This is a genomic window from Autumnicola patrickiae, assembly GCF_031846525.1.
In the GTDB taxonomy this organism is placed as follows: Bacteria; Bacteroidota; Bacteroidia; order Flavobacteriales; family Flavobacteriaceae; genus Autumnicola; species Autumnicola patrickiae.
In genome coordinates this window covers 23901-46974 of the sequence record NZ_JAVRHM010000001.1, presented here as the reverse complement: position 1 = coordinate 46974, position 23074 = coordinate 23901, and the positions used below count along the sequence as shown (strand labels likewise).

Annotated in this window: 19 protein-coding genes; 15 read left to right on the top strand and 4 right to left on the bottom strand. The window is 39.8% G+C overall.

Annotated features, from left to right (window positions below; all coding sequences use genetic code 11):
- Positions 1-68 precede the first annotated feature (68 nt).
- From RM549_RS00195 to argH, 15 genes are all read left to right on the top strand, one after another.
- Positions 69-1592, top strand: coding sequence for a carbon-nitrogen hydrolase family protein (locus tag RM549_RS00195; protein WP_311679510.1), 1524 nt, complete (start codon positions 69-71; stop codon positions 1590-1592).
- A gap of 593 nt (positions 1593-2185) precedes the next feature.
- Complete coding sequence (gene ilvD, locus RM549_RS00190) at positions 2186-3859, top strand: dihydroxy-acid dehydratase (RefSeq protein WP_311679508.1); 1674 nt, start codon at positions 2186-2188, stop codon at positions 3857-3859.
- An 11-nt stretch (positions 3860-3870) separates the two neighbouring features.
- Positions 3871-5604 (top strand): biosynthetic-type acetolactate synthase large subunit, encoded by a 1734-nt coding sequence (gene ilvB / locus RM549_RS00185; RefSeq protein ID WP_311679506.1) that lies wholly within the window; start codon positions 3871-3873, stop codon positions 5602-5604.
- Positions 5604-6143 (top strand): acetolactate synthase small subunit, encoded by a 540-nt coding sequence (gene ilvN, locus RM549_RS00180; protein ID WP_311679504.1) that lies wholly within the window; start codon positions 5604-5606, stop codon positions 6141-6143. The genes ilvB and ilvN overlap by 1 nt, the downstream gene beginning before the upstream one ends.
- Positions 6140-7615, top strand: coding sequence for a ketol-acid reductoisomerase (ilvC, locus tag RM549_RS00175; RefSeq protein ID WP_311679502.1), 1476 nt, complete (start codon positions 6140-6142; stop codon positions 7613-7615). Before ilvN ends, ilvC begins: the two co-directional genes overlap by 4 nt.
- On the top strand, positions 7615-8889 hold the full coding sequence (gene ilvA / locus RM549_RS00170; protein ID WP_311679500.1) for a threonine ammonia-lyase IlvA: 1275 nt from the start codon (positions 7615-7617) through the stop codon (positions 8887-8889). Before ilvC ends, ilvA begins: the two co-directional genes overlap by 1 nt.
- A 335-nt stretch (positions 8890-9224) precedes the next feature.
- Positions 9225-9854, top strand: a complete 630-nt coding sequence (locus tag RM549_RS00165) for a GNAT family N-acetyltransferase (protein ID WP_311679499.1) — start codon at positions 9225-9227, stop codon at positions 9852-9854.
- 130 nt (positions 9855-9984) lie between these two features.
- Positions 9985-11172 carry an argininosuccinate synthase gene (locus RM549_RS00160; RefSeq protein WP_311679498.1) on the top strand — a complete coding sequence of 396 codons (1188 nt, stop codon included), beginning with the start codon at positions 9985-9987 and terminating at the stop codon, positions 11170-11172.
- Positions 11169-12134 (top strand): N-acetyl-gamma-glutamyl-phosphate reductase, encoded by a 966-nt coding sequence (gene argC / locus RM549_RS00155; RefSeq protein WP_311679496.1) that lies wholly within the window; start codon positions 11169-11171, stop codon positions 12132-12134. The genes RM549_RS00160 and argC overlap by 4 nt, the downstream gene beginning before the upstream one ends.
- 109 nt (positions 12135-12243) lie before the next feature.
- Entirely contained in the window at positions 12244-13038 is a 795-nt protein-coding gene (proC, locus tag RM549_RS00150; RefSeq protein WP_311679495.1) for a pyrroline-5-carboxylate reductase, read from the top strand.
- Between the two features lie 2 nt (positions 13039-13040).
- Complete coding sequence (locus tag RM549_RS00145) at positions 13041-14168, top strand: aspartate aminotransferase family protein (protein WP_311679494.1); 1128 nt, start codon at positions 13041-13043, stop codon at positions 14166-14168.
- A 110-nt stretch (positions 14169-14278) separates the two neighbouring features.
- Positions 14279-15223 (top strand): N-acetylornithine carbamoyltransferase, encoded by a 945-nt coding sequence (locus RM549_RS00140; protein ID WP_311679492.1) that lies wholly within the window; start codon positions 14279-14281, stop codon positions 15221-15223.
- A gap of 42 nt (positions 15224-15265) precedes the next feature.
- The gene (argB, locus tag RM549_RS00135) at positions 15266-16045 is read left to right on the top strand and encodes an acetylglutamate kinase (RefSeq protein ID WP_311679490.1); all 780 of its coding nucleotides are present in this window, start codon (positions 15266-15268) and stop codon (positions 16043-16045) included.
- The gene (locus RM549_RS00130) at positions 16045-17115 is read left to right on the top strand and encodes a M20 family metallo-hydrolase (RefSeq protein ID WP_311679488.1); all 1071 of its coding nucleotides are present in this window, start codon (positions 16045-16047) and stop codon (positions 17113-17115) included. Before argB ends, RM549_RS00130 begins: the two co-directional genes overlap by 1 nt.
- A 59-nt stretch (positions 17116-17174) precedes the next feature.
- Positions 17175-18458 carry an argininosuccinate lyase gene (gene argH, locus RM549_RS00125; protein WP_311679486.1) on the top strand — a complete coding sequence of 428 codons (1284 nt, stop codon included), beginning with the start codon at positions 17175-17177 and terminating at the stop codon, positions 18456-18458.
- A 210-nt stretch (positions 18459-18668) separates the two neighbouring features.
- On the opposite strand, the gene leuB is transcribed toward argH, so the two are convergent.
- From leuB to RM549_RS00105, 4 genes are all read right to left on the bottom strand, one after another.
- Positions 18669-19784 carry a 3-isopropylmalate dehydrogenase gene (gene leuB, locus RM549_RS00120; protein WP_311679485.1) on the bottom strand — a complete coding sequence of 372 codons (1116 nt, stop codon included), beginning with the start codon at positions 19782-19784 and terminating at the stop codon, positions 18669-18671.
- Between the two features lie 119 nt (positions 19785-19903).
- Positions 19904-20515 carry a 3-isopropylmalate dehydratase small subunit gene (gene leuD, locus RM549_RS00115; protein ID WP_311679483.1) on the bottom strand — a complete coding sequence of 204 codons (612 nt, stop codon included), beginning with the start codon at positions 20513-20515 and terminating at the stop codon, positions 19904-19906.
- Positions 20515-21897 (bottom strand): 3-isopropylmalate dehydratase large subunit, encoded by a 1383-nt coding sequence (leuC, locus tag RM549_RS00110; protein ID WP_311679481.1) that lies wholly within the window; start codon positions 21895-21897, stop codon positions 20515-20517. Before leuC ends, leuD begins: the two co-directional genes overlap by 1 nt.
- Positions 21897-23066: a 2-isopropylmalate synthase gene (locus RM549_RS00105; RefSeq protein ID WP_311679479.1), complete on the bottom strand. Its 1170-nt coding sequence runs from the start codon at positions 23064-23066 to the stop codon at positions 21897-21899. Before RM549_RS00105 ends, leuC begins: the two co-directional genes overlap by 1 nt.
- Between the last annotated feature and the right edge of the window lie 8 nt (positions 23067-23074).

Sequence of the window (23074 nt, the reverse complement as noted above, 5' to 3'; positions counted from 1 at the left end):
ACTTTCTTTTATTTCAGAATCACTTATTTAGGCAGTATCTTTGCAGCCAAATAATTTAAAAAATAAAAGTGATCGATTCAGCAAAAATAGAGTTAAGAAATTTACGGGTTAAGGATTATGAAGAGTTGAAGGTGTCCATGATAAAAAGTTATCATGCGATGCCTGATGAATATTGGACGAAAGGCGAGATTAAAACGCTGGTAAATAAATTTCCTGAAGGTCAGTTATGCATTATTATAGATAATAGAATTGCGGGCTGCGCACTTTCCATTATTATAGACTATGATAATTTTGATGATAATCACAGCTACGAAGAAATTCTTGGAGGTGAAAATTTCTCTACCCATACCAAAAACGGAAATGTTCTCTACGGAATAGATGTTTTTATCCATCCGGAATTCCGCGGCATGAGATTGGGAAGAAGATTGTACGAGGCAAGGAAAGAGCTTTGTGAGCATCTTAATCTGAAATCTATTATTTTTGGAGGCCGCATTCCCAATTATTCAAAGTATGCCGATGAGTTAACACCTAAAAAATATATTGATAAAGTAAAACTTCAGGAAATTCACGATCCTGTGCTGTCTTTTCAGTTATCCAATGATTTTCACGTAAAAAAGGTGATTAAAGGATACCTTTCAGGCGACCACGAAAGTAAAGAATTTGCCACTTTAATGGAGTGGAATAATATCTATTACACCAAACCTCAAAAGCTTGTAAATACTACAAAAACAGTTGTAAGGTTGGGTCTCGTACAATGGCAAATGAGGTTGTTTAAAGATTATGAAGCGTTGGTGTCCCAGATAGAATTTTTTGTGGATGCGGTAAGTAATTACCAGAGTGATTTTATTTTATTTCCTGAATTGTTTAATGCTCCCTTAATGGCGCAGTTCAACCATCTTTCTGAACCTGAAGCGATACGCGGACTTTCAGGTTATACTGAACGATTGCTGGAAACTTTCCGGGAATTTGCAATTAATTATAACATCAATATTATTACCGGAAGTATGCCGCAGGCCATTGGCGAGCATATGTATAACGTGGGATTTTTATGCCGAAGGGATGGTAGTTATGAGCGCTACGAAAAGCTACATATTACTCCGGCAGAAGAGTCGGCCTGGGGAATGAAAGGCGGTAATACATTGGAAACTTTTGATACAGATTGTGGTAAAGTAGGGATTTTAATTTGTTACGATGTGGAATTTCCTGAAGTTTCCAGAATTCTTGCAGAAGAAGGGATGAATATTCTTTTCGTTCCTTTTATGACAGATACTCAAAACGGCTATTCCCGTGTTAAAATCTGTGCACAGGCCAGGGCGGTCGAAAATGAGTGTTATGTCGCCATTGCCGGTTCTGTAGGGAATTTACCAAAAGTGAATAACATGGATATTCAGTATGCTCAGAGCGCGGTTCTAACTCCGTCAGACTTTGCCTTCCCCGTAAACGGAATTAAAGCTGAAGCGACTCCAAATACCGAAAGTACGTTGCTGGTAGATGTAGATTTAGATTTGCTCAAAGAGCTGCACAACTTTGGAAGTGTAAGAAATATGAAGGACAGAAGGAAAGATTTATATTCCCTGAAGAAGAAGAGGTAGGAAAGTTATTTTGGAACGTTCACCTTAAATTGAATCAGGAAAAAGGAGACAGGAATCAGGAATCAGGAATCAGGAGAATTACGGAAAGCAATTCTGCGGAAGCATTTAGAAATCATTCGTGTATTTGTGGTGAAACTTAAGGACGATAATTGCCAATTTCAGCACAGTCTTTAGGAGGAAGAGAAAAAAAGGGCTCGTCCCTCGTCCTTCTTATTTCGTGCTTCCAACGATCGATAATTGCCATTTTAAACAGCCGTCCTTTGGGCGGCTATTTTTATGTTCATTTTTTGTAAATAAAGATTATTTTGCGGGTAAAAATGTTTTTTCAGAAGAAAAAAGGAAGTTTCTATTGAAATAACGGAATTTTCACGTCTTAAAAGCTCAAAAATTGCAGTAAAATCAATTGAATTCAGCGAATTTGGCTCTTGGGCTCTCTTATCCAGCTATCGTAAAGATAAAAGGTTTAAAATATTGATTTACAGATAATTGTATCTGTTTAAGTTTTTTTGAAAGTAGTTTTAATTCTTAGCATTTTCATCTATACTGTTGCTAAGAAGTTAACTTTAAATTTTATAAGCGAATTAAATTTTAGAATGAACAATAAATACAGTAAAGTTTTAACTCAAAGTGAATCTCAGCCAGCCTCTCAGGCGATGCTTCACGCGATAGGATTAACAAAAGAAGATTTTAAAAAACCATTTGTAGGTATTGCCAGCACAGGGTACGAAGGTAACCCTTGTAATATGCATCTTAATGACCTGGCAAAGCTGGTAAAACAAGGTTGTAATGAGAGTGAACTTGTAGGTCTTATTTTTCATACAATTGGAGTGAGCGACGGGATTTCTATGGGAACACCGGGTATGCGTTATTCCTTGCCTTCCCGGGATATAATTGCAGATTCTATGGAAACTGTGGTGCATGCAATGTCGTATGACGGGATGGTAACAGTTGTTGGTTGTGACAAAAATATGCCCGGAGCGCTTATGGCAATGTTGCGTATTAACCGTCCTGCAATTCTGGTTTATGGCGGTACGATCGCTTCAGGTTGTCATAAAGACCAAAAACTGGATGTTGTTTCTGTTTTCGAAGCCTGGGGTTCAAAAGTTTCCGGAGACATTAGTGATGAAGATTATAATGCGGTAATAGAAAAGGCTTGTCCGGGCGCAGGTGCCTGTGGAGGGATGTACACTGCCAATACAATGGCTTCAGCGATAGAAGCACTCGGAATGGCTTTACCTTATAATTCTTCTAATCCGGCAGTTGGTGAAGAAAAAAGCGTAGAGAGTATAGAAGCAGGAAAAGCAATGAACCTGCTTATCGAAAGAGATATCAAGCCAAGGGATATAGTAACCAAAAAAGCTCTGGAGAACGCGATTAGGCTTCTTACGGTTCTTGGAGGTTCCACTAATGCAGTTTTACATTTTCTGGCTATAGCCAAAGCTGCAGAAGTAGATTTTACATTAACAGATTTTGAAAAAATATGTGACAGTACTCCGTTTTTAGCCGATTTAAAGCCTAGCGGAAAGTATGCAATGGAAGATGTGCATAGAGTTGGAGGAATTCCGGCAGTGCTTAAATATATGCTGAAGAACGATATGCTGCACGGGGATTGCCTGACTGTTACAGGAAAAACACTTGCTGAAAACCTGAACGAAGTGCCAGATCTTGAAGAAGGTCAGGATGTGTTGAGAACTCTGGATAACCCAATCAAGAAGACAGGGCATATCCGTATACTCTATGGAAACTTAGCTGAAGAAGGTTCTGTTGCAAAAATTACCGGAAAAGAAGGTTTGCAGTTCACCGGGAAAGCAAGGGTTTTCAATAGTGAATATGAAGCTAATGATGGTATTTCTGAAGGGAAAGTGAAAAAAGGAGATGTAGTGGTAATCCGTTACGAAGGTCCTAAAGGCGGCCCCGGAATGCCTGAAATGTTGAAGCCTACCGCTGCAATTATGGGAGCTAAACTGGGAAAAGACGTTGCGCTTATCACAGATGGTAGATTTTCCGGTGGAACTCATGGTTTTGTAGTGGGTCACATCACTCCGGAAGCTCAGGCAGGCGGACTTCTGGCTTTTCTTAAGGATGGTGATGAGATCACCATTAATGCCGAAACAAACAGGATTGAAGTAGCTCTTTCAGAAGAAGAAATAGCAGAAAGAAAGAAAAATTGGGTAGCTCCTGCCTTAAAGTTTAATAAAGGAGTGCTTTATAAATATGCGAGAACGGTTTCTTCGGCTTCACAAGGCTGTGTTACCGATGAATTTTAATATGGTGAATTATGGAAGTAAAAACAGCTAGTTTTGAAAAGGTAAACACCCAGACGACAACAAAAGTGTCCGGGGCCGAAGCGGTAATAAAATGTTTGCTGGAGGAAGGTGTGGACACCATCTACGGATATCCTGGTGGCGCTATTATGCCTGTATATGACGAATTATATAAGTATCAGGATAAACTTCATCACGTCCTTACAAGGCATGAGCAGGGAGCTACACATGCTGCCCAGGGTTATGCCCGTGTTACCGGAAAAGTAGGTGTGGCTGTGGCTACTTCAGGTCCGGGAGCGACAAATCTTGTTACTGGGATTGCAGATGCCCAGATAGATTCAACACCAATGGTTTGTATAACAGGCCAGGTGGGATCACATTTACTGGGGAGTGATGCTTTTCAAGAGACCGATATTGTGGGAATTTCGACCCCTATCACCAAATGGAATTATCAGGTGACTAAAGCGGAAGAGATTCCGGAGATCATTGCCAAAGCGTTTTACATCGCAAGATCCGGTCGTCCCGGTCCTGTTTTGGTAGATATCACAAAAGATGCGCAATTTGCATCTATTGATTTTAGTTATAAAAAATGCTCGGGAATCAGAAGTTATAATCCTTATCCTGAAGTAAATCTTGCGCAGGTACAAAAAGCTGCAGAAGCGATAAATAATGCTAAAAAACCTCTAATTGTATGGGGGCAGGGTGTTATCCTTGGTGGCGCCGAAGATCTTTTCAAACAGGTTGTGGAAAAATCAGGTGTTCCTGCAGCATGGACAATTCTTGGACTTTCTGCTTTACCAACAGCGCATCCTCTTAACGTAGGAATGGTGGGAATGCATGGTAACTACGGGCCAAACATGCTTACCAATGAATGTGATGTTCTTATTGCAATTGGGATGAGGTTTGACGACAGGGTAACCGGAAACCTGGAGCATTATGCCAAACAGGCTAAGGTGATCCATTTTGAAATCGATCCTGCAGAAATAAATAAAAATGTTCATGCTGATATTCCTGTATTGGGGAATGTTAAGGAAACGCTTAAAACTTTACTTGAGCTTTTAAAGCCTAATAAACATGAAAGCTGGCACCAGGAGTTTAAAGACATGTATAGAACCGAATATGAGAAAGTCATAAAAGGTAATATGGATGTTACCAAAGCTAACCTCGGAATGGGTGAGGTGATCCAGGAAATCAATAATTTCTCTAATGGAGACGCTGTAATTGTTTCAGATGTTGGTCAGCACCAGATGGCTGCCTGCAGATATTCTAAATTTAATTCCACCAGAAGCAATGTGACTTCCGGCGGACTGGGAACTATGGGCTTTGCTTTGCCGGCTGCAATTGGAGCTAAAATGGGCGTTCCACAGCGTGAGGTAGTGGCAGTAATCGGGGACGGTGGTTACCAGATGACTATCCAGGAACTGGGGACTATTTTCCAGACCAAAGTACCGGTTAAGATTGTGGTTTTAAACAATGGCTTCTTAGGTATGGTGAGGCAGTGGCAACAATTGTTCTTTGATAAGCGCTACGCGTCTACAGAGATGGTGAACCCAGACTTTGTAACAATTGCCAAAGGATATCATATTAAAGCAAATCAGGTGACTGAGCGTTCACAATTAAAAGATGCCGTTAAGGAGATGATGGAATCTAAAGAAGCTTATTTCCTTGAAGTTAAAGTTGAACAGGAAGAAAATGTATTCCCTATGATACCAACCGGAGCGTCAGTTTCAGAAATACTATTAGAGTAATGGAAAAGAGAAATTATACCATATCCATATATACGGAAAACAACCTGGGATTATTGAGCAGGATTGCTGCAATTTTCCTAAAGAGACATATTAATATTGAAAGCATTACTGCTTCGCCTAGCGAGGTAAATGAAGTGATGCGGTTTATTATTGTGGTTAGGATAACAGAGGAGCAGGTAAGAAAGATCATTGGTCAGATAGAAAAGCAAATTGAAGTAATTAAAGCTTTTTATCATACAGATGAGGAAATGATATACCAGGAAACTGCACTTTATAAAATTAAGTCTGAAGATTTTCTGAACGATTTAAATATTCAGGACTTTATAAAAGAGACAAATGCAAGAATAGTGACTGTTACCCGTGATTTTTTTGTAGTTGAAAAAACCGGAAAACGACATGAGGTGGATCATTTGTACGAAATTTTAAAGCCTTACGGATTAATGCAATTTGTTAGATCCGGCACAATCGCAGTTACCAAAAATGAAATGCCAATATCAGGAATACTAGAAAAATTTAATACTACAAAATTAACATCATGACGAACTATTTTAACAGCCTTTCTTTACGTGATCAATTAGCCCAACTGGGAACCTGCCGCTTTATGGCGCTTGATGAATTCAGTGAAGGTGTGGCTGCCTTAAAAAATAAAAAAATAGTTATTGTGGGCTGTGGAGCCCAGGGACTTCATCAGGGTTTAAATATGCGGGACAGTGGTCTTGATATTTCCTATACCCTTAGAGAAGGTGCTATTAAAGAAAAGCGCCAGTCCTGGAAAAATGCAACAGAAAATAATTTTAATGTTGGGACCTACGAAGAGATGATTCCGCAGGCAGATTTGGTGATCAACCTTACACCAGATAAGCAGCACACTTCTGTAGTAAAGGCTATTATGCCACATATTAAAAGAGATGCTGTGCTTTCTTATTCTCACGGTTTTAATATCGTGGAAGAAGGAATGCAGGTGCGCGATGATATTACCGTTATTATGGTTGCTCCAAAATCCCCTGGATCAGAGGTGAGGGAAGAATATAAAAGAGGCTTTGGCGTGCCTACGTTAATTGCCGTACACCCCGAGAATGATCCTCAGGGAATCGGTTTCGAATGGGCCAAAGCTTATGCTGTGGCAACAGGTGGACATAAAGCCGGAGTTTTAGCTTCATCTTTTGTAGCTGAGGTAAAATCAGATTTAATGGGAGAACAAACCATTCTTTGTGGTGTTCTTCAAACAGGTTCTATCCTTACTTTCAATAAGATGGTAGCAGATGGTATTGAGCCTTCTTATGCAGCGAAGCTTATTCAGTATGGTTGGGAAACAATTACTGAAGCTTTAAAACATGGTGGTATAACCAATATGCTTGACAGGTTGTCTAATCCGGCAAAACTTAGAGCTAATGAGATTTCTGAAGAACTGAAGGAGCAAATGCGTCCTCTTTTTCAGAAGCACATGGACGACATTATTTCTGGCGCTTTCAGCAGCCGAATGATGAAAGACTGGGCTAATGACGATAAGGAATTGCTGGAGTGGCGTGCTGCAACAGAAAATACTGCCTTTGAAAAAACTGAGGCAACTTCTGAAGAAATTAAAGAACAGGAATATTTTGATAAGGGAGTCCTTCTCGTTGCTTTTGTAAAATCGGGAGTGGAACTGGCCTTTGAAACAATGGTGGAAGCTGGGATAATTGCAGAGTCAGCTTACTACGAGTCACTGCATGAGACTCCGCTTATCGCCAATACCATTGCAAGAAAGAAATTATACGAAATGAACCGAATAATTTCTGATACTGCAGAATATGGTTGTTACCTGTTTGATCATTCTGCCAAGCCGCTTATTAAAGATTATATAAATAGTCTTGAGCCTGAAGTAGCAGGAAAATCATACGGAACTGATTATACCGGAGTGGATAATCAGGAATTAATCGCAGTTAACGATGCTATCAGGAATCATCCGGTTGAGAAAGTGGGTGGTGTGCTGAGAAAAGCAATGACTGCAATGGAAAAAATACACGCATAATGGATACTTTGCTGACAGATCAAAAAACATACAGACCAAAATTGGAAGCAGTAAAAGATGCTGCAGAACGTATTTCCAAGGTTGTAATTAAAACTCCTTTGGCAGATTCTTTTACCTACAGTAGCAGGTACGAGGCGAGGGTGATGCTTAAAAGAGAAGATCTTCAGCAGGTTCGTTCTTACAAAATTCGTGGAGCATATAACAAGATTTCGAGTTTAGCTCAGGAGCAACTGGACAAGGGCGTAATATGCGCCAGTGCAGGTAATCACGCACAGGGAGTGGCTTTTGCCTGTAACAAACTGCAGGCAAAAGGCATTATCTATATGCCAATAACAACTCCAAGACAAAAGGTGGAACAAACGCAGATGTTTGGAGGAGAATGGGTAGACGTTGTTCTTAAAGGAGATACCTTCGACGATTCCTATAAGAGCGCTATAAAACATGGCGATAAATCGGGACTTGTCTTTATTCATCCTTTTGATGATGAAAAGGTAATAGAAGGCCAGGCGACAATTGCTTTAGAAATATTGGAGCAGGCAGATGCTCCTATAGACTATGTTTTTGCTCCCCTTGGAGGCGGCGGACTTCTTGCCGGAATCTCTTCAATTTTTAAGCAGCTTTCCCCAAACACAAAAATAATTGGTGTAGAGCCGGAAGGTGCACCTTCCATGACTTATTCCTTAAAAGAAGGTAAAGTAGTGGAATTGGCAGAAATTGAAAGATTTGTAGATGGAGCAGCTGTGCAAAAAGTAGGTTCCCGAAATTTTGAGATTTGTAAAGAGAATCTTGATAAAATGGTGACTGTTCCTGAAGGAAAAATCTGCCAGACCATTCTCGATCTTTATAATCAGGATGCGATTGTAGTAGAGCCTGCAGGAGCCATGGCGATTTGCGCTTTAGATTCCTTTGCGGAGGAAATTCAAGGAAAAAACGTGGTTTGTATAGTAAGTGGAAGTAATAATGATATTACCCGTACCGCCGAAATTAAAGAGAGGGCACTTTTGTATTCCGGTCTTAAGCATTATTTTATTATCAGTTTTCCTCAGCGTGCCGGGGCTTTAAAAGAATTTGTAGCGAAGGTCCTTGGACCCTATGACGATATTACTCATTTTGAATATTCTAAAAAGCACCACAGGGAAAACGGTCCTGCGGTTGTTGGAATTGAATTAAAAGATCCTGCCGATTTTGGTCCACTGGTGGAAAGAATGAAGAAAAAGAACTTTTATGGAGAATATTTAAATGATAAACCAAATTTATTTCAATTTTTAGTCTGAGGGATTTTGTTGCTTAATAATTTTGTGTACATTTATAATATGATTTCAACAAGACAAATAATATTACCCGAATTTTTTCGCTGTCCCCGCATTCGCAGGTAAGCGATTTATTTCCGTACAGAAGGTAATTATTATTTTGAAATCATCTACATTGAAAAATCTAAGCGACATATTAAAAACTGCAAATTTCAGGACGTTTCCTGAAGCATCTCCCATGCGCCGCTTTTTCCCCCGCACGTAAGTGCGTGTGTAATTTTATGGAACTCAAGGTGAGTCCGGTTCCCCTCTCAGAGACAAAAATCGAATTAATTTTTTTCAAAAAAAATTTTTAGCAGATGAAGATTATCATTGCTAACAAATCTCATGCTTCGTATGCAGAGATTATTTGTACTACTATAGAAGAATCGGCGAAAGTCCGTGGCACCGGCATTGCACGTCGTACTCCTGAATATATCATCAGTAAGATGGAAAAGGGAAACGCGATTATCGCTTTGGATGGCGAAAAATTTGCCGGCTTCTGTTATATCGAAACCTGGAGCCATGAAAAGTATGTGGCAAATTCCGGACTCATTGTGCATCCCGACTACAGGAATCAGGGATTGGCAAAAGACATAAAGGAAGTAATCTTCAAATATTCACGGGAAAAATATCCGACAGCCAAAATCTTCGGAATTACAACCGGGCTGGCTGTAATGAAGGTCAATTATGAGCTGGGTTATCAACCCGTTACCTTCTCTGAACTTACAGATGATGACAGCTTTTGGAAAGGCTGCCAAACCTGCAAGAATTACGATATCCTGACCAGAACAGAGCGTAAAATGTGCCTTTGTACTGGTATGATGTATGATCCAGAAAAGAAGAAAGGGAAAGAAGAGAAAAAAGAGAGCCTGAATGACAAGGCCTTTAAAAGGTTGAAAAATATAAAGCAGACGCTCTTTTATAAAAAAGAAAAAAGCGAAAGCTGATTTGTTCCTTCCCTTTCAAAGGGAAGGTGGCGCTCCAAAGAGCGCCGGAAGGGTTAAAGTCCTCCTAAAAAAGGAGGGGAACAAAAACGGAAATAAATATTCGTGAATTTGTGACGAAAAAATAATAAAAATGAAGAAAGTAGTAATAGCATACAGCGGAGGTCTTGATACTTCTTATTGTGCTAAATATTTATCTAAAGAAGAAAATTTTGAAGTTCACGCGGTAAGTGTAAATACCGGAGGATTTTCAGAAGAAGAAATACAGAAAATAGGTTCCAATGCTCAAAAAATTGGGGCTAAAACTTACAAAAATATAGATGCGGTTGCTTCCTTTTATGATAAGGTGGTTAAATTCCTCATTTTTGGAAATGTGCTTAAAAATGACACCTATCCGCTATCGGTAAGTGCAGAACGTATTGTACAGGCTATTGAAATAGTGAATCATGCAAAGAAAATAGGAGCCGAATATATCGCACACGGGAGTACCGGTGCAGGAAACGACCAGGTGCGCTTCGATATGATTTTTCAGATCATAGCGCCAAAAATTCAAATTATCACTCCAATTAGAGATAAGCAACTAACGAGGCAGGAAGAAATTGAATATCTTAAAGCCAACGGAGTTGATATGAACTGGGAAAAAGCAAAATATTCCGTCAATAAAGGACTGTGGGGAACAAGTGTTGGTGGTGCTGAAACTTTAACTTCAGAAAAGCCGCTTCCGGAAGAGGCTTATCCTTCACAGTTGCAGGAGAAGGAAGCTAAACAGATTAGTCTTGGCTTTACAAAAGGAGAACTCACCGCAGTAAACGGAAAAGAAAACGCTCCTGAGAAGAATATCGAGATCCTGGAAAGTATTGCTTCAAAATTTGCAATAGGAAGGGATATTCATGTGGGAGATACCATTATTGGAATTAAAGGCCGGGTAGGTTTTGAAGCTTCTGCTGCTTTAATTACTATAAAAGCACATCATTTGCTGGAAAAACATACCCTTAGCAAATGGCAACTTCAGCATAAAGATTATATCGCAAACTGGTATGGGACGCACCTTCACGAAGGTCAGTATCTCGATCCTGTAATGAGAAATCTTGAAGCTTTTCTGCAAAGCTCGCAGGAGCAGGTAACCGGGGAAGTATTTGTTACCCTTCATCCTTACAGGTTTACTTTGGACGGAATTAAATCCAAATTCGATTTGATGAACAGCAGCTTCGGAAATTACGGTGAAGAAAATAAAGCCTGGACGGCAGATGATGCGAAAGGATTTATTAAGATCCTCTCAAATTCAGGAAAAATTTACCAACACGTAAAACAGGAGCAATGATAGAAGTAGGAATTATTGGTGGTGCCGGTTATACAGCGGGAGAATTAATCAGGATTTTACTTAGGCACCCTCAGGCAAATATCAATTTTGTGTACAGTACTTCCCAACCGGGAAAGCCGGTTGCAAAGGTACACCAGGATTTGCTGGGAGAAACAGATCTGCAGTTTAGCGGAGAGATTAATAAAGATGTTGACGTAGTTTTTCTTTGTCTGGGGCATGGAAATTCAGTAAAATTCCTTTCTGAAAACCAATTTTCAGAAAAGACTAAAATTGTCGATTTAAGTACAGATTACCGGATGTCAAGGTATGATCATTCCTTTGTTTATGGTCTGCCGGAATTTAATAAAGAGGCCATCAAAATGGCAAATTTCGTCGCAAATCCGGGTTGTTTCGCTACTGCAATCAGCATTGCCATTTTACCTTTGGCAAAAGAAAATCTTTTAAAGGAAGATATACATATAAACGCAGTTACGGGAGCGACCGGTGCGGGTACTTCTTTGTCTGAAACTACCCATTTTACGTGGCGGGACAATAATTTTTCGGCTTACAAATCGTTTGAACACCAGCATTTGAATGAACTTACGCAGAGTGTAAAGAATTTTCAGCCGCAGCACGATGCCGAAATTAATTTTATTCCGAACAGGGGTAATTTCTCCCGCGGAATCCATTCTACGGCTTACACTAAATTCTCAGGAAGCCTGGAAGAAGCCCAGTCGATTTACAAGGAAGCTTATAAAGATGCAGCTTTTACTTTTGTAACAGATGAAGCACTTCATTTAAAACAGGTTGTCAATACGAATAAAGGATTGGTACGGCTTCAGAAATTTAACGATAAGCTTTTGATTACAAGCATTATCGATAATCTCCTGAAAGGAGCCTCGGGCCAGGCAGTTCAGAATATGAATCTAATGTTCGGACTGGAAGAGACTGCAGGATTACACTTGAAAGCGAATTATTTTTAGAAAAAGTTAAAGAGGAAAAGAGCCAAAGAGTTAAGGAGAGAAGGATAAAGAATAGTTTTCAGGGCATCTATAATTCAAAATATAAAATCATCATTCAAAATATTAAATAATGAAAATTGCCATTTTAGGAGCCGGGAACCTCGGACTTTCAATTGCTAAAGGCCTTATTGTAAATAATGCTTTTACCACGCTTTTTCTGAGTAAAAGAAAAGTTGATGATATTAAAGATTACGAGGAGTATTCTAAAGTAAGTGTTACTTCAGATAACCTGTTGGCGGTAAAAAATTCCGATATCCTGATTTTTGCAGTTCAGCCTACTCAACTGGAAGGTATTTTGGAAGAAATTAAAGATGCCCTTACAGATAAGCACGTGCTTATTTCTACAGTTACCGGATTTAAGATTCCGAGAATAGAGGCTATTGTTGGGCAAGACCAGTTTATTATTCGTTCTATGCCAAATACCGCAATTGCGGTTGGAAAATCGATGACCTGCCTTTGCAGTAACAAAAAAGGGGAAAAGCGCATTGCTATTGCTGAAGCTATTTTTAACCGACTTGGCAGCAGTATTATTATCCCCGAAAATAAAATGCAGGCGGCAACGGTAATTTGTGCCAGCGGAGTGGCGTTTTGGATGCGTTTAATACGCGCAACTACACAAGGCGCGGTACAACTCGGTTTTGATGCAAAGGAAGCGCAGGAGCTGTCTATGCAAACCTGCCTGGGAGCCGCCAGTTTGTTGATAGAATCTGGAAAACATCCCGAGGAGGAAATAGACAAAGTCACAACCCCAAGAGGTTGTACTATTGAAGGTCTCAATGAAATGGAGCATAACGGACTCAGTTCTTCCCTTATAAAAGGAATTCAGGCATCTTTCAAAAAAATTAATTCAATTTCAGAACAGTAACTATGGATTTATTCGATGTATATCCGCTTTACGATATCACTCCGGTGAAAGGCGAAGGCGCTTATGTTTTTGATGAAAATAATGTGGAATACCTGGATTTGTACGGCGGACACGCAGTGATCTCCGTGGGGCACTCCCATCCTTTTTATATTAAGGCTATCACAGATCAGGTGAACAAGCTCGGTTTTTATTCCAATTCCATTAAAAATCCGCTGCAGAATGAGCTTGCGGAAAAGCTGGAAAAAATTTCGGGAGTAAAGGATTACTATCTGTTTTTGTGTAATTCTGGTGCAGAGGCAAATGAGAATGCACTAAAGCTAGCCTCTTTTCAGACCGGAAGGGATAAGGTAATATATTTTGAAAAAGCTTTCCACGGAAGAACTTCCGGGGTAGTGGCAGTTACAGATAATGAAGGTATAAAAGCACCTTTTAACAAAGGACACAACGCTGTAAAACTAGCTTTTGATGATACTGAAGCATTAGAAAATGAGCTGAAAAAAGGAGATGTTGCCGCAGTAATTTTTGAAGTCATTCAGGGAGTTGGAGGCTTAGACGAAGCCAGTATCGAATTTTATAAAAAAGCTTCGCAATTGTGTAAAAAGCACGGATCTATTTTAATTGCAGATGAAGTCCAGGCAGGTTATGGCAGAACGGGAGACTTTTTTGCTTTTCAAAAGCACGGAATAAGACCGGATATTATTTCAATGGCGAAAGGAATGGGGAATGGTTTCCCGATCGGCGGAATTTTAATTGATAATAAGATTCAGGCGAAATCGGGAATGCTGGGAACCACCTTTGGAGGTAATCACCTTGCCTGTGCTGCAGGAATAGCTGTGCTTGAAATTATAGAAAAAGAAGATCTTATTGGAAATGCCAAAGGTCTTTTTGAATATGTAAAAGAACATGCGGCTCAGATTCCGCAGATCAAAAAGGTAAAAGGAAGGGGACTAATGATAGGCCTCGAATTCGATTTTGAAATCGCATCCCTAAGAAAGCAGCTGTTATTCGAACATAAAGTTTTTACAGGGGCAGCTTCAAATAAAAAGCTACTTAGGATTCTTCCGCCGTTAAATATAAAAAAGGAACAATTTGATGTTTTCTTTGAAGCCTTAAGGATGGCATTAAAGTAAAGATCTTACCGAAAAGATATTATGTTTACGGGAGCTCAGACCTCAAAGGTTTTCAAAACCTGTGAGGTCTTGAATAAGAAAATAAAAATGAAGAATTAGAATTCAACTAAATGAACAATTACATCACATTATCAGACATAGAAGATTTGCAGGAACTAATTGAAGAGGCGCTTCAGTTAAAAAAGAAGAACACATCAGCAGAGGCCGGAAAAGGAAAAACATTGGGAATGTTATTTTTTAATCCAAGTCTGCGTACGCGTTTAAGCACAGAGAAAGCTGCAAAATTATTGGGAATGGAAGTGATGGTAATGAATGCCGATAAGGACGGTTGGGCATTAGAATTTGAAGATGGAGCTGTAATGGATTCCAATAAAGCGGAACATATTAAAGAAGCTGCCGCGGTGCTTTCACAATATTGTGACATTATTGCTGTGCGGGCTTTTCCCGATTTAAAAGATAAAGAAAAGGACGAGGCAGAAATTGTACTGAAGAGTTTTCAGAAATACGCTTCTGTTCCTGTGATTAATTTGGAAAGTGCTACGGGACATCCTTTACAGGCACTTACAGATGCAATAACGATTTCAGAATTAAAGACAGATAAGAAGCCAAAAGTGGTGCTTACCTGGGCGCCGCACCCAAAAGCGTTGCCGCAATCTGTACCTAATTCTCTTGCTGAAGTTATGCAGAAATTAGATGTGGATTTCGTGATCACCAATCCGGAAGGATATGATTTGAACCCGGAAATAACTAAAAACGTCCAAGTTATGCACGATCAGGAAGAAGCTTTAAAAGACGCAGATTTCGTATACGTAAAAAATTGGAGCAGCTATGAGCAATATGGGAAAGTGTTAAGTACAGACATTTCTTGGACATTAACAGGTGATAAACTTCAAAACACCGGTAATGCAAAAGTAATGCACTGTCTTCCGGTAAGGAGAAATATGGTTATTGCAGATGAGGTTTTAGATAGTGAAAATTCAGTAGTTATTCATCAGGCAGGTAACAGAACGTTTGCAGCACAGGCAGTTTTAAAAAGGTTGTTAGAAAAGAAATAAGCCTGATTTCGGTTTAAAAAATTAGGGGCAAAATTATAAAGTATGGGAAAACAGGTGCTAAAAGTTGTAAAAATAGGAGGGAAGTTAATCGAAGATGAGAATAAACTTAGGGAATTCCTGAAAGATTTCTCAGAGTTGGAGACTCCTAAGATTCTTATACATGGTGGCGGAAGTATGGCTACCAAAACAGCTGAAAAACTTGGATACGAAACCAAAATGGTGGACGGCAGAAGGATTACAAATGCTAATTCGATAAAAGTCATCACCATGGTTTACGGCGGACTCATAAACAAAAATATCGTCGCTAAACTGCAGGAGCGAGGTACAAATGCAATTGGCCTTTGTGGTGCAGATGGTGCAAGTATAATTTCAAAGAAAAGGGAAGTTAAAGAAGTGGATTTTGGTTTTGTGGGCGATATTGTTGAAGTTAACAGCTCCTTTATTTCTTCGCTTCTGGAGCAGAACATTATTCCGGTTTTCTCGGCGATTTCGTACAGTGGGGACGGACAGCTTTATAACACCAACGGAGATTCTGTAGCTGCAGAAGTAGCCAAAGCCATGTCTTCCATTTATGACACAGAACTTAATTTTTGCTTTGAAAAGAAAGGTGTGCTTACAGATATTGAAAATGACGAATCCATTATAAAGGAGATTGATGAGCAGCTTTATAAACAGTTGATGAACAGAGGGGTTATCAGTGAAGGGATGCTGCCAAAACTTTATAATTGTTTTCAGGCGCTTCACCACGGTGTCAACAAAATAAGACTGGGAGATTCCAACCTGCTAAAGAAAAATTCAATTCATACCAAAATTGTAAAATAATGACTTTACCGGAACTTCAGAGTCAGGCGCTTGATTTGCTGAAAAATTTAATTGAAACCGAGTCTTTTTCAGAAGAGGAAGATGGGACGGCCGCGCTATTGGAAAACTGGTGTACTAACCATAATATTACTTTTCAAAGGCACCTGAATAATGTTTGGGCGGTTAATAAATATTTTGATAAATCGAAGCCTACTTTACTGCTCAATTCCCATCACGATACTGTTAAACCTAATTCGGGCTACACCAAGGATCCTTTTAAAGCTGAAATTGAAGAAGGAAAGTTATACGGACTAGGAAGTAACGATGCGGGGGGGTGTCTTGTTTCGCTTTTGGCCACATTTACCTGGTTTTATGAAGCTGAAGATTTAGAATACAACATCGTATTTGCAGGTTCTGCGGAAGAAGAAACAAATGGGAAAAACGGAATTTCAAGCCTGCTGCCTAAAATGCCAAATATCGATGTGGCTATCGTGGGAGAGCCAACTTTAATGCAACTCGCGGTAGCAGAAAAAGGACTTGTTGTTTTTGATGCAGTTGTAAAAGGAACACCTTCTCACGCCGCACATCCCAATGATAATAACGCGATATATAAAACAGCTAAGGTTTTGCAATGGTTCGAGAACTTCAGGTTTAAAGAAGTTTCTGAAGCTTTGGGCGAGGTGAAATTAACAGTTACACAAATTAAAGCAGGAAGTCAGCACAACGTAGTGCCGGGCAAAGTAGATTTAGTAATTGATGTCCGCGTGAATGATTGTTACAGCAATGAAGAAGTTGCTGGGATTCTGAAAAAAGAAGCTCCGGTAGACGAAATTAATCCGAGATCACTGAGGTTAAATTCATCGTCTATTCCGCAGGAACATGATTTGGTGAAGGCGGGTGTAAGCTTAGGAATGGAAACTTACGGTTCTCCCACACTTTCAGATCAGGCTATGCTGAAATGCCCATCATTAAAATTAGGTCCCGGAGATTCCACAAGATCACATTCCGCAGACGAGTTTATCTACGTAAAAGAAGTCGAAGAAGGAATTGAAAAATATATAAAGCTCCTGGACAAGGCGCTGAAAAAATAATCAATAGACCTCACAGGTTTTCAAAACCTGTGAGGTCTTAGATAAACCGAAAATCAAATATGAAACTCTGGGACAAAGGAATATCAATAGATAAAAAAATTGAAAAATTCACCGTAGGAAACGATCGCGAACTGGATATGTTCCTGGCCGAATACGATATAAAAGCTTCTAAGGCTCATGCAAAAATGCTAGGTGAAGTGGGGATTTTAGATGAGGAAGAAGTTTCGGCTATTGAGAAGGAACTGGAGAAATTACAACGACAGCTCGAAAATGGCAATTTTCATATAGCAGAAGAATTTGAAGATGTTCATTCGAAAATAGAATTCGATCTTACAGAAGCTCTTGGAGACACCGGAAAAAAAATCCATACTGCCCGCTCCAGAAACGACCAGGTTTTGGTCGCGATGCAGCTTTATTTTAAAGAAAACCTTCAGCAGATTTCAGGAAAAACCGGAGATTTAATCGATGTTTTGCTGGAGTTGGCTAAGAAGCACGAGGAAGAATTACTTCCTGGGTATACACACCTTCAGGTGGCGATGCCGTCTTCCTTCGGATTGTGGTTTTCGGCTTATGCTGAATTGTTGATTGACGATCTTTATTTGCTGGAAGCCGGATTAAAAATTGTGGACCAGAATCCGTTGGGATCTGCGGCAGGTTATGGTTCTTCATTTCCTATTGACAGGGAATTTACCACAAAGGAATTAGGATTTTCAACATTAAAATACAATGTCGTTGCCGCACAAATGAGCAGGGGAAAATGTGAACGAACAGTAACTTCAAATATCGCTTCTGTCGCAAATACCTTGTCCCGGTTTGCAATGGATATCTGCTTGTATATGAGTCAGAATTTTGATTTTATCACCTTTCCCGACGAACTTACCACAGGTTCCAGTATAATGCCTCATAAAAAGAATCCGGACGTATTTGAATTGATAAGGGGCAAGTGCAATAAGCTTCAGAGTATCGCCAATGAGATGATATTAATTACAAATAACCTTCCCAGCGGCTACCACAGGGATTTTCAGCTTATAAAAGAGAACAGTATTTACGCTGTTGAGAATATTAAGGAGATTCTGGATGTTTTTATCCATTCTATAGCTTTAATTAAAGTAAAAGATGTCGATTTAACTGATGAAAAGTATAAATATCTCTTTACGGTAGACAGTATAAACGACCTTGTGATGCAGGGGCAGTCATTTAGGGAAGCTTATAAGGAAATAGGAGGGCAGGTCCAAAATGGCAATTATCGGCCTGCAGCAGGTAAAAAGCACACTCATTTAGGAAGCAAGGATAACCTGGCTCTTGATGAAATTGCTAAAAAGAAAAAGGATGCGAAGTGGTAGATAGAAAATCTATACTATCATCTTCAACAGAAAAGACCCGTCTGGTTTTAAAACCTGACGGGTCTTTTCTGTGGCTATAGTTTCCTGAATCCATAGCTTTTCGTAATCTCCAGGGATCATCAAGTTAATGGTCTTAGAGATCATATAAAAAACAAGGCCTCCCGCTAAAACCACACAAAGCGAGAGGCCAGAAATATAATTTGTTGTTCTTTATATAATAGTCATTTGCCCCAGGTTCATATTCTCGTCATTGATATTGATATTATCAATTTCGGCAATAAGTCCTTCGAGAAAATCTCCTACTTTTTCTGTGGTATAGTGATTTTCCTTGTTGATATCCTGAGTGCAGACATTTAGCTGAATACTTACTTCCACAGCTTTTCTTACCGCATTGGCCTCTTCAACTAAATCAAAGTGATCCAAAAGCATTGCTGCAGACAGTACCGAGGCTACAGGATTAGCAATTCCCTTGCCGGTAGCCTGCGGATAAGAACCGTGAATAGGCTCAAACATCGCGTTTTTATTACCAACTGAAGCCGAAGCTAGAAGACCTATACTTCCCCCAATCACGCTGGCTTCATCAGATAAAATATCACCAAACATATTTTCAGTAAGTATTACATCAAATTGAGTAGGATTAAGGATCATTTGCATGGCTGCGTTGTCCACAAACAGGAAATCCAGTTCTACATCGGGATATTCTTTGGCAATGGTTTTAACCGTTTTACGCCATAATCTTGAGGTTTCAAGGACATTGGCTTTGTCTACTAAGGTAAGTTTTTTGCGCCTTTGCTGCGCAGCTTTAAATGCAAGATGAGCTATACGATCTATTTCTTCTTCGGAATAGAAGCATAAATCCTGGGCACTTTTGCCATCCTCCGCTGTGCTTTTTTCACCAAAGTAAATTCCACCGGTTAATTCCCGATAAATCACCATATCGGCTCCTGTGATACGCTCCCGTTTTAACGGAGATTGATCCAGAAGTTTTTCGTATGTTCTTACAGGCCTGATATTGGCAAAAAGGCCGAGTTCTTTTCTAAGTTTAAGAAGTCCCTGCTCCGGTCGTACCTTTGCATCGGGATTGTTGTCGTACTTGGGGTGACCAATGGCCCCGAATAACACAGCATCAGATTTATGGCATAAATCCAGGGTAGCTTCAGGTAATGGATTTTCCAGCAAATCTATTGCTGCTGCTCCTACCAAGGCGTCATCAAATTGAAATTCGTGATCAAATCGATCTGCTACCGCTTTCAAAACCTTTACTGATTGCTGTGTGATTTCAGGTCCTATTCCGTCTCCGGGTAATACTGCTATTTTTAATTTCATTCTGATTTGTTTATAAAAAAAAGAAGTCGCTGCACTAACATCATTCTTGAACTTTTCCAATGCTGCATAAACTAACCTGAAACAAGTTCAGGTTGTGTTAGTATTGCTGAACTTTCTTATTAGACGCCTACCGAGGTAGGTGTTGTATTCTTATTTTTTTCGTAATTTTTTATGGCTTCCCGTTTGCTCACTAAAAAATCTATATCATCAAAACCATTGATCATACAGGTTTTCTTGTAAGGATCGATATCGAAATGCTGAGATTCTCCAGTGTTTCCAATGCTTATCTTCTGGTTTTCCAGATCTACCTTTATTTTTTCCTTTGGATCATTTTGAAGGGCAAGAAAAATCTTATCCAGGAACTCCTGGCTTACCTGCACAGGTAACAACCCATTATTCAATGAGTTTCCCTTAAATATATCTGCAAAATAGCTCGAAACAACTACTTTGAAACCATAGGCTTTAATTGCCCATGCAGCATGTTCCCGGCTTGAGCCACAGCCAAAATTATTTCCAGCTACAAGAATTGAACCTGAATAATTCGGATTGTTTAATGGAAAATCCGGATTAGGTTCATCATTTTTATCACATCTCCAGTCACGGAAAAGGTTTTCTCCAAAGCCTGCTTTATCGGTGGCTTTTAAGAACCTTGCCGGGATGATCTGGTCTGTATCCACATTTTCTATATCTAATGGAACAGCGGTATCTGTAAGTGTGGTGAATTTTTCCATTAGTTAAGCATTTTTGTATAGTCTGTTAATTTTCCTGCGATTGCAGTTGCAGCGGCGGTTAGCGGGCTGGCAAGAATTGTTCTTGAACCCTGTCCCTGTCTTCCTTCAAAGTTCCGGTTACTTGTGGAAACACAATATTCCCCGGCCGGTATTTTATCGTCGTTCATAGCCAGACAAGCGGAACATCCTGGCTGTCTTAAGGTAAAACCGGCTTCTTCAAAGATGGTATGAAGACCTTCTTCCTGAATTTGAGCGGCGACCTGTCTTGATCCCGGAACAATTAGAGCGTTCACGTTATCGGCTTTTCGTTTACCTTTAATGTAGGCTGCTGCTGTTCGAAAATCTTCAATTCGGGAATTCGTACAACTTCCTATAAAAATATAGTTAATAGGCTTTTCCAATAATGATTCTCCAGGCTGAAAGCCCATATAAGATAAAGCTTTAGCATCACTTTTAGTGCCTTCCACAGGAATAGAGCCACTAAGTTTAATTCCCATTCCCGGGTTTGTGCCATAAGTGATCATAGGTTCGATGTCTTCAGCATCAAAAGAATATTCCTGATCAAATTCAGCTCCTTCGTCTGTTTTCAGTGTTTTCCAGTAAGCCTTCAGGTTTTCGAATTCTTCTCCTTTTGGAGCAAATTCTTTTCCTTCAACATAATCAAAAGTAGTATTATCCGGAGCAATTAATCCGCCACGGGCACCCATCTCGATGCTCATATTACAAACTGTCATACGGCCTTCCATAGACATGTTTTCAAACACATCTCCTGCATATTCGCAGAAATATCCGGTACCGGAATTTGTTCCGAGTTTACTAATGATATATAAAATAACGTCCTTTGGAAGTACGCCTTTCTTCAATTTACCATTAACATTAACCCTTAGCTTTTTCGGTTTCTCAACCAAAAGGCACTGACTCGCAAAAACCTGTGCAACCTGGCTGGTACCAATACCAAAGGCAATAGTGCCAAAAGCACCGTGGGTAGAGGTATGACTATCCCCACAAACAATGGTCATTCCCGGCTGTGTAATACCAAGTTCCGGAGCCATAACATGTACGATTCCGTTGTAAGGATGGCCTAAACCGTAAAGGGTAATATTATTTTCTTCGCAGTTTTGGGTCAGCTCCTTTAATTGTTTTCTGGACAAAAGATCCTTAACAGGTAGGTGTTGATTTTCTGTAGGCGTGTTATGATCTGCCGTAGCGAACGTTTGATCGGGACGAAAAAGCGGAATATCCCTTTCCTTTAATTCATTAAAAGCCTGCGGACTCGTTACCTCGTGAATAAGGTGTTTATCGATATATAAGATATCCGGTCCGTTAGGTATGGATTCTACAATATGAGAATCCCAGATTTTATCAAAAAGTGTTTTCTTCATTATGCAATAGCCATATGTTTTCTAGACATTGCCACGATTTCGTGGATGTCCGTATCGACGACTTCTTTTCTACAATCGGCGTAGTTCAAAAATTCATTATAGACGCAATCCAACTGAAGTTTTGTTAATTCGTACCCCATTTTCTTAGCGCGGTAAGCCAAAGCAGCTCTTCCGCTTCTCGCGGTTAGCACAATTGCAGATTCGGTTACACCAACATCTGCCGGATCCATAATTTCATAGGTTTCCCTGTTCTTTATTACTCCGTCCTGGTGAATTCCTGAGCTATGAGCAAAGGCATTAGCCCCAACAATTGCTTTGTTTGGTTGTACAAACATTCCCATTTCCCTGGATACCATTACACTGGTATCAAAAAGGTATTTTGGATTGATATTAGTATGGAAATTCAACGTAGGATGCTGCCTTAAAATCATCACGATTTCTTCTAAAGCAGTGTTTCCTGCGCGCTCTCCAATCCCATTAATAGTGCATTCTATTTGTCTTGCTCCATTGGTAATACCTGCAAGGGCATTTGCGGTTGCAAGACCAAGGTCGTTATGGCAATGGCAGGAAATACGTACATTTTCGATCCCTTTTACATTTTCCTTTAAATACTTGATCTTTTTGCCGTACTCCTCCGGAAGACAATATCCGGTAGTGTCGGGAATATTTAAAACGGTCGCACCAGCTTTAACTGCTGCTTCGCAAACTTTTGCGAGAAACTCGTTATCTGTTCTGCCGGCATCCTCAGCATAAAATTCCACATCTTCTACGAAAGTTTTTGCGTAAGCAACTGCATCTTTAGCCCTTTCGATTATCTTCTCTTGTGTAGAATTAAACTTATATTTAATGTGAGAATCGGAAGTTCCTATTCCCGTGTGAATTCTTGGTTTCTTTGCATGTTTGAGTGCTTCAGCAGCAACTTCGATATCCTTTTTAACTGCACGCGTTAATCCGCAAACAGCGGCATTTTTCACCAGCTTTGATATTTCAGAAACTGACTGAAAATCGCCCGGACTAGATACAGGAAAACCTGCTTCAATTACATCTACTCCCAGTTCATCGAGTCGTGCAGCAATTTTTAATTTTTGGGCTGTGTTTAATTTGCAGCCTGGTACTTGTTCCCCATCCCGTAACGTTGTGTCAAAAATTTCTACCTTTTCAGTACTCATAAGCGATA

Excerpts from the sequence above, each read along its gene's own strand:
- ilvD (WP_311679508.1), top strand. The coding sequence starts at position 2,186 with ATGAACAATAAATACAGTAAAGTTTTAACTCAAAGTGAATCTCAGCCA.
- ilvB (WP_311679506.1), top strand. The coding sequence starts at position 3,871 with ATGGAAGTAAAAACAGCTAGTTTTGAAAAGGTAAACACCCAGACGACA.
- ilvN (WP_311679504.1), top strand. The coding sequence starts at position 5,604 with ATGGAAAAGAGAAATTATACCATATCCATATATACGGAAAACAACCTG.
- ilvC (WP_311679502.1), top strand. The coding sequence starts at position 6,140 with ATGACGAACTATTTTAACAGCCTTTCTTTACGTGATCAATTAGCCCAA.
- ilvA (WP_311679500.1), top strand. The coding sequence starts at position 7,615 with ATGGATACTTTGCTGACAGATCAAAAAACATACAGACCAAAATTGGAA.
- RM549_RS00165 (WP_311679499.1), top strand. The coding sequence starts at position 9,225 with ATGAAGATTATCATTGCTAACAAATCTCATGCTTCGTATGCAGAGATT.
- RM549_RS00160 (WP_311679498.1), top strand. The coding sequence starts at position 9,985 with ATGAAGAAAGTAGTAATAGCATACAGCGGAGGTCTTGATACTTCTTAT.
- argC (WP_311679496.1), top strand. The coding sequence starts at position 11,169 with ATGATAGAAGTAGGAATTATTGGTGGTGCCGGTTATACAGCGGGAGAA.
- proC (WP_311679495.1), top strand. The coding sequence starts at position 12,244 with ATGAAAATTGCCATTTTAGGAGCCGGGAACCTCGGACTTTCAATTGCT.
- RM549_RS00145 (WP_311679494.1), top strand. The coding sequence starts at position 13,041 with ATGGATTTATTCGATGTATATCCGCTTTACGATATCACTCCGGTGAAA.
- RM549_RS00140 (WP_311679492.1), top strand. The coding sequence starts at position 14,279 with ATGAACAATTACATCACATTATCAGACATAGAAGATTTGCAGGAACTA.
- argB (WP_311679490.1), top strand. The coding sequence starts at position 15,266 with ATGGGAAAACAGGTGCTAAAAGTTGTAAAAATAGGAGGGAAGTTAATC.
- RM549_RS00130 (WP_311679488.1), top strand. The coding sequence starts at position 16,045 with ATGACTTTACCGGAACTTCAGAGTCAGGCGCTTGATTTGCTGAAAAAT.
- argH (WP_311679486.1), top strand. The coding sequence starts at position 17,175 with ATGAAACTCTGGGACAAAGGAATATCAATAGATAAAAAAATTGAAAAA.
- leuB (WP_311679485.1), bottom strand. The coding sequence starts at position 19,784 with ATGAAATTAAAAATAGCAGTATTACCCGGAGACGGAATAGGACCTGAA.
- leuD (WP_311679483.1), bottom strand. The coding sequence starts at position 20,515 with ATGGAAAAATTCACCACACTTACAGATACCGCTGTTCCATTAGATATA.
- leuC (WP_311679481.1), bottom strand. The coding sequence starts at position 21,897 with ATGAAGAAAACACTTTTTGATAAAATCTGGGATTCTCATATTGTAGAA.
- RM549_RS00105 (WP_311679479.1), bottom strand. The coding sequence starts at position 23,066 with ATGAGTACTGAAAAGGTAGAAATTTTTGACACAACGTTACGGGATGGG.